Origin of the sequence: Candidatus Desulfatibia sp., from assembly GCF_036446775.1 — a bacterium.
GTDB lineage: Bacteria > Desulfobacterota > Desulfobacteria > Desulfobacterales > UBA11574 > Desulfatibia_A.
Map to the genome: position 1 here is coordinate 1 of NZ_JAZFTO010000094.1, position 6,500 is coordinate 6,500.

Genomic DNA, 6,500 nt, shown 5'->3' on the forward strand with positions numbered 1-6,500 from the left:
AAAAAAATAGTTTTAGCCCTTGTTTGGAATTTGAGACTTGGAATTTGTGATTTATTTGAAATTTGGTGCTTGTGATTTGTTATTTATTTAATGTTTGGTGCTTGGAATTTGTGATTTTAGACACAAAACTCCAAGGCAGAGCCGGGTATCTCTGACCTGGCCCATAAGACCAAGTTTTCAAGATCAAAAAAAAGCAGGGCCGCGCCCTTTTACGGGCACAGCCCTGTTTTTGTTTACTTATAGATTTACTGTTATTAACCGGCGCCAAACAATTTGGCAATCGCCTCTGCCTGTGGATGTGCATAGATAAGAATCAGAGCAACAACCAGCGTGTAAATACACAGCGATTCGATCATCGCCAGACCGATCAGCATGGTAACCGTTACTTTACCTGAAGACTCGGGATTCCTGGCAATACCTTCGACGGCGGCCTTCAGACCAAGCCCCTGTGCAATACCACAACCAAAAGCGGCAATTGCAATCCCGAAACCAGCCGCAGTCACGCTAGCGATGAAGAACTGTAATGCTTGTGCTTCCATACTCTACTCCTTTTAGATTAATATTTGGCTTCTCCCTTTCCTCCCATTAATAACAAACAAATAATAGCTTATTTTCTTATATACTATGAATTCGTAAAAAGTCGTTTTTTACTTTTTACGAATTCATAACCGTTTAATTAGTGCGCATGTTCCATGGCACCGGCAAAGTACATGATTGAAAGCAAAAAGAAAACAAAAGCCTGCACCAGCGCAACAAAAATACCCAGGGCCATGATGGGCAGCGGAGCAAAAAAGGCACCGGCCAGACCGAAAAGAATCATTAACACCAGTTCATGACCCATCATGTTGCCAAACAACCGAAATGTCAGTGACAAAACCCGTGCCACATGACCGATGATCTCTATAGGAAATATAATGGGGGTCATCCACCATACCGGCCCCAGAAAATGTTTTATATAGGCCGCACCGTGATATTTAATACCGATAACATGGGTAAAAATAACCACCACCAGCGCACATGATAAGGTTGTGCTCAGGCTGGCAGTCGGCGGCATAAATCCTGGTACAAGTCCGATCAAATTGGCTACAAAAATATAAATAAATACCGTAGCGATGAGGGGAAAGAGCCACCGGCCCTCTTCCCCGGTGATTTCAATCATGAATTCTTCCATTCCGGAAATGAGAATTTCAAATACATTCTGTGCTTTTGAAGGAATCAGTGTCACGCTCTTGGCGGCGACAACACTGAGAGCAATAAGTATGATCATGACCACCCAAGAATAAATGACATGGGGATAGGCCTGCGCAAAATTTCCAAGGCCGATCGCTTCAAACAGCTTTACAAAAATAAGATAGGGCTGTTCCACCTTAAGTTGCCTCCTTGAAAATGTGATGCTTTAACTCGCACATGCTTGCTATGGTTATACTAACAACCACAACCGAAAGACCGATAAACAGACCTAATGGATTAACATAGTGACCGGATATAAGCACAAATATAATGAAACCGCTAACAATAAAGCGAAGATAATATTTAGCTAAAACAGCGCTCAACGAGGAAAGATGAGGAGGAGTGAGGGCCGTTTTCAGGGTGCGGGACAGCAAGTGGAAATTGATGGTGACGATCAGGCCCCCAAATAAAATCCCCTGCGCAACATCAGGCGGTAATAAGGCGAACCCGAGGATACTTGCTGCAAATAACAAAATCCAATTTGCACGGGTAACGAATTTCAAGATGCGCTGCTGAATCTCCAAAGTATATCTTTCCTGTCAGAGTTTTCTGCTTTTTTTTATTGCAAGTCCAATATTTCTATATCCTGCTGCAATCCCAAGCCCAAGAAAAATCAACGTAAGCCATGGGGTTGTATTAAATACGCTACGGTCAAGGTATATACCTACAGCCAGCCCGATAAAGATTGAAAGGACCACCGACAATCCAAGACTACTGTAATATGCCAGATCCTTGAGAGTGCGCAAGCTCTCTTTTTTCATGCAAAAGAACGCCTTTTAGGACAAGGAAAAGGCCCAAATGGACCGTTTGAAAGTAGAGGCAGTAACACATGATTTTGTGCAAGTCAATTAAATTTTAGGGTGTCGGCATCAAAAACAGGCCCATCCATACAGGCATGCATATATATGGATGCATCGTCTTTTTTTTCAACCACACACCCAAGGCAAGCCCCCATGCCGCAAGCCATGATTGTTTCTATGGATATCTGGCATGGTATGCTGTGTTTTTCAGCTATCCCGACAACACATTTAAGCATCTCCATTGGACCGCAGGCGCAAATAATATCCGCCCGGTTCTTCTCCAACGCCATCTCCAGCGGGTGGGTAACAAAACACTGGTCTCCTGCACTGCCATCGTCTGTAGTAATATGTATCCGAATTCCCAAGCGGTTGAAATCATCCCTACACAACAAATCATCCCTTGAGTTCCCACCCAGAAAAACAGCACATTTCGAAAGATCAACACCCTTTGCTTGCAAGGATAGAGCCAAAAAAAGCATGGGAGCAGCCCCGATGCCGCCGGCGACAATAGCGATGCGTTGATAATGATCAGAAACAGAGAAGCCATGGCCTAACGGACCCAGAATATCTGCACGATCACCTGGCCTGCACCTTGAAAGTTTTTCAGTTCCGTCTCCGACCACCTTGTAAAGCAGTTCAATGCCCGTTGCGCGGCCATCGGTGGTTATAATCCTGTGGATAGAAAAAGGGCGTCGCAGGAATGGAGCAGTCTTTTCGGGAAGACGCAGCATGATAAACTGCCCTGGTTTGGCCATGCCATAGCCTTGGTGACAGGTTAAACCAATGCGGTAATATGAAGGTCCTACCTTTTTATTCCACAGAATCTGAACATTTTCCTGAAACATTTGCTTGTTACCTATTTAGTTTCCATCCATAAATGGTTATTTTTCCGATGAGCGGCGTTCTCCGCGGGTTTCCGCCCTCAACGTACTTACGTACGCCTCGGGCGAAAACCCTTGTGCGGCCTTGCTCATCGAAAAAATCCCTCATTTATGAATAGGAAACTACACATTGCTTAAATTTATTAATATCATGCTAGCCCAATAACGGATGCAAATCTTCCGGTGTTTTTTTCTCCGCGATAGGAAAAAAAATTGCCGGTATCACACTTTGTACAAACCTGACTTACATCTATGTTTTCAATCAAGACGCCTGCATCGCAAAGCTGGTCACGGCTTATGGACCAGAAATCAAAATGATCTCTATCGTCCTTGTGCTTCCAGTACATTGCAGGGATTTCTTTTTGATAGTTAACGAACTGCGCACAGCACGGTCCAAGCGACGGGCTGATGCCTGCCACAATATTACGGGAACAACAGCCGAATTTTCGTTCCATGGTCTTTATTGTACGGCCGACTATATTCTTAATGCTGCCGCGCCACCCGGCGTGAACATTGGCAATCACTTGCCGAACAGGCTCATACATAAGCACGGATTGGCAATCGGCCACTTGCACCGCCAGAAATTTCCCGCGAATATTCGACACCATAGCATCGCCAACAAGTTTATCACTGGAACCAGATGCATAGACGCCATTCTTTCCATTCTTAATGTATGCATGTGAATTTTCAGAAAAATCATCTACCGCAACCGCCATACCGACTTCACTCTCATTTTTAAAAGTCAGAACTCGGGTCCCGTGAACCTGATTGATGAAAACAAGGTCGTCTCCCCCTATACATCGTGAAATAATTTTCCGGTTTTGTTTAACATTACGGCTATCATCCCCCACACCGAAACTTACATTCAAACTCCGGTATGCCCCTTGGCTTTCTCCGGCATTCCTTGTAAAGACACCATGACGGACATCGGCAAGCCCAGTAAGCTTTGGAAATTGGAAAAACGAAACACCATCTGTTTGCTTTACAATCACACCAATAGCTCCAAGAAATGTAACTTCTCAATAAAATCGTGTTACGATTTTATGAAACTCCCGCAAGCTTGCTGGCGGGATCTTATACAGGAATACTTTGAGTATTTCGAATCTCGCTTCCGCGGGATGAGTCTGACACCGAAATTGGGCCTCCGGTTCGTAGAGGCGAGCCTACGCCTCGGAGAGCAAAAGGGAACGTTTTGCAACTGCCTCTTATCGATATTTTTTAACAATCCGTTCTATAATCCGGGACGTTGAAATATCGGGAACTACCGAAACCCTAACCACTTTTCCTCCTTTTGCTTTAACAACATCAGCCCCAATGATATCTGGTTCTCTCCAGTCGGCCCCTTTTACCAGTACATCAGGCATTATGACCTTGATCAGTTTTAACGGATCGGGCTCATTAAAAATTGTTATATAATCCACACACCACAGGCCGGCCAGGATCTCTGCCCGCTGTTCCTGGTTCATGATCGGCCGTTGTTCGTCCTTGATAATTTTTACAGATTCATCGGAATTCAATCCCACCACCAAAACATCGCCTTTGGACCTGGCAGCCGCCAGATAGCGGATATGCCCCACATGCAAAATATCAAAGCAGCCATTGGTAAACACAAGACATTTTCCAGACCGGCGCAGTGTGTTGGCTTTTTGAACAAGCTCTTCTATTTCCAAGATTTTCTTTACCATACATCACCGAAAGTAATCATTTATAAAGCTTGTGCCAGTGTCAGCACATCAACACGCCTGGCCCCGGCTCCCAACAACACCTTTGCGCATTCATTCACCGTTGCCCCGGTGGTGTAGACATCATCCACAAGCAGTATTCTCTTTCCTTCCATTTTAGCGGATTCACTGACGCCAAAAGCATTTTTGATATTTTTCAACCGTTTCTTTTTATCTAAACCGGTCTGTGGCTCAGTCCATCTTTTTCTGATAAAGATACGCCCGTCAACCTTGATAAACGGCAATTCAATTTTTAAAGCTTCCGCCATGGACGCCCAACCCCGTACAAGCAGGAATGACTGGTTGAAACCCCGCTTCCTTATCTTGCTTGCATGCAGCGGAACAGGTATGACAAGATCGATACGGCTTATCCCCCAATAACGGATAAAAGCAAAAAAAAGAAGCTTTCCAAGGGGCCTTGCCACCTGAACCTTGCCGGCATATTTCATTCGGTGGATCACCGCCATAAGCGCCCTTTCATAAGCACCTAATGATCGAGCCATGCCAAATAGTTTTGGGGACGTCAAGCACTCACCGCAAATATGGTCCTCCCCTTCACGGCTTTGAAACATGATCCCACACACAGTGCACATCGGAGATACTGCGGCAACAAAATCTTTTGAACATACCCTGCATAAAAAAGGTGCCATCACCTTCTCAAAATCAGGAGCAGTTCCAGCCTGCAGGACTTCTGCAGACAGACAGGATTTATTCTGAAGATCATGATGGAAAAAAGCTCCGCACACCAGGCATTGTGCCGGGAAAAGCACATCTTTAATAACTCCGGTAAGCCGGCTCAATATATTACGAGTTTCCGGTGGCAGCCTCAAAGCTTCTCCATCTTATCTATCATCCGCATGGCAAACTCCGAACATTTTACCTCCGTGGCTCCTGTTATCTGACGGGCCAGATCATATGTAACCGTACCGTCCTGAATGGTTGCCTGCAAGGCTCTGCTGGTTAAAAGTGACGCTTCTTTCCATCCCATGTAATCAAGCATCATCGCCGCCGAGAGGATCAAAGAACACGGATTCACCTTATCCTGGCCGGCATATTTGGGCGCCGTACCGTGGGTAGCTTCAAAAACTGCACACTTGTCGCCTATATTAGCACCCGGCGCCATTCCAAGGCCGCCCACCTGAGCGGCAAGTGCATCTGAAAGGTAGTCTCCATTCAAATTGGGCGTAGCAATAACCTGGTATTCATCCGGTCGCAGCAGTACTTGCTGAAACAGCATATCGGCAATGCGGTCTTTGATGACTACTTTGCCCTCCGGCCGCTTACCATTGTATGTTCCAAAAAGTTCATCTTCAGTGATGGTCCGGTCTCCAAACCTCTCTCCGGCGATTTCGTAGCCCCATTGATTGAATGCACCTTCCGTAAATTTCATGATGTTGCCTTTGTGCATCAGGGTTACGCTTTCAAGATTGTTTTCAAGAGCATAAGAAATGGCTCTGGCCACCAGTCGTTTGGTATTTTTTTCACTTATGGGTTTTATACCGATACCGGAATCAGATGGAATCGAAATCCCCATTTCATCTTTTAGAAACGATATAACCCTGGCTGCAGCCTCACTGCCGGATTGCCATTCAATGCCGGCATACACATCTTCCGTGTTCTCACGAAATACAACCATATTAACCTTTTCCGGTCTCTTCATGGGACTGGGAACAGGGTCAATGTACTTGACAGGACGCACGCAGGCATACAGATCCAACATCTGGCGAATGGTCACGTTCAAACTTCTGATCCCTTTTCCAACGGGAGTTGTCAAAGGGCCTTTAATGGCGACCACGTGGGCCCTGATTGTCTCCAGGGTCTCATCAGGCAGCCAGTTGCCGGTTTGTTGATAAGCCTTTTCACCGGCC

Annotated in this window: 9 protein-coding genes; all 9 read right to left on the reverse strand. The window is 45.6% G+C overall.

Annotated features, from left to right (window positions below):
- Positions 1–254: 254 nt before the first annotated feature.
- On the reverse strand, positions 255–539 hold the full coding sequence (gene atpE / locus V3S16_RS04325; protein ID WP_413883448.1) for an ATP synthase F0 subunit C: 285 nt from the start codon (positions 537–539) through the stop codon (positions 255–257).
- 137 nt (positions 540–676) lie between these two features.
- Complete coding sequence (gene atpB / locus V3S16_RS04330) at positions 677–1,366, reverse strand: F0F1 ATP synthase subunit A (protein WP_413883449.1); 690 nt, start codon at positions 1,364–1,366, stop codon at positions 677–679.
- Between the two features lies 1 nt (position 1,367).
- The gene (locus V3S16_RS04335; RefSeq protein ID WP_413883450.1) at positions 1,368–1,754 is read right to left on the reverse strand and encodes an ATP synthase subunit I; all 387 of its coding nucleotides are present in this window, start codon (positions 1,752–1,754) and stop codon (positions 1,368–1,370) included.
- Between the two features lie 15 nt (positions 1,755–1,769).
- Positions 1,770–1,991 carry an AtpZ/AtpI family protein gene (locus tag V3S16_RS04340; protein WP_413883451.1) on the reverse strand — a complete coding sequence of 74 codons (222 nt, stop codon included), beginning with the start codon at positions 1,989–1,991 and terminating at the stop codon, positions 1,770–1,772.
- Between the two features lie 83 nt (positions 1,992–2,074).
- Positions 2,075–2,875 (reverse strand): dihydroorotate dehydrogenase electron transfer subunit, encoded by an 801-nt coding sequence (locus V3S16_RS04345; RefSeq protein ID WP_413883452.1) that lies wholly within the window; start codon positions 2,873–2,875, stop codon positions 2,075–2,077.
- Positions 2,876–3,060: 185 nt separating this feature from the next.
- Positions 3,061–3,903 (reverse strand): peptidoglycan editing factor PgeF, encoded by an 843-nt coding sequence (gene pgeF / locus V3S16_RS04350; RefSeq protein WP_413883453.1) that lies wholly within the window; start codon positions 3,901–3,903, stop codon positions 3,061–3,063.
- Positions 3,904–4,116: 213 nt separating this feature from the next.
- Positions 4,117–4,596: a D-glycero-beta-D-manno-heptose 1-phosphate adenylyltransferase gene (gene rfaE2, locus V3S16_RS04355; RefSeq protein WP_413883454.1), complete on the reverse strand. Its 480-nt coding sequence runs from the start codon at positions 4,594–4,596 to the stop codon at positions 4,117–4,119.
- Positions 4,597–4,616: 20 nt separating this feature from the next.
- Positions 4,617–5,462, reverse strand: a complete 846-nt coding sequence (locus V3S16_RS04360; protein ID WP_413883455.1) for a ComF family protein — start codon at positions 5,460–5,462, stop codon at positions 4,617–4,619.
- On the reverse strand, positions 5,459–6,500 hold a 1,042-nt coding region (gene icd, locus V3S16_RS04365; RefSeq protein ID WP_413883456.1), incomplete at its 5' end, for an NADP-dependent isocitrate dehydrogenase. The genes icd and V3S16_RS04360, both read right to left, overlap by 4 nt.

Coding starts and splice junctions, on each gene's coding strand:
- atpE (WP_413883448.1), bottom strand. CDS start 539: ATGGAAGCACAAGCATTACAGTTCTTCATCGCTAGCGTGACTGCGGCT.
- V3S16_RS04340 (WP_413883451.1), bottom strand. CDS start 1,991: ATGAAAAAAGAGAGCTTGCGCACTCTCAAGGATCTGGCATATTACAGT.
- V3S16_RS04345 (WP_413883452.1), bottom strand. CDS start 2,875: ATGTTTCAGGAAAATGTTCAGATTCTGTGGAATAAAAAGGTAGGACCT.
- rfaE2 (WP_413883454.1), bottom strand. CDS start 4,596: ATGGTAAAGAAAATCTTGGAAATAGAAGAGCTTGTTCAAAAAGCCAAC.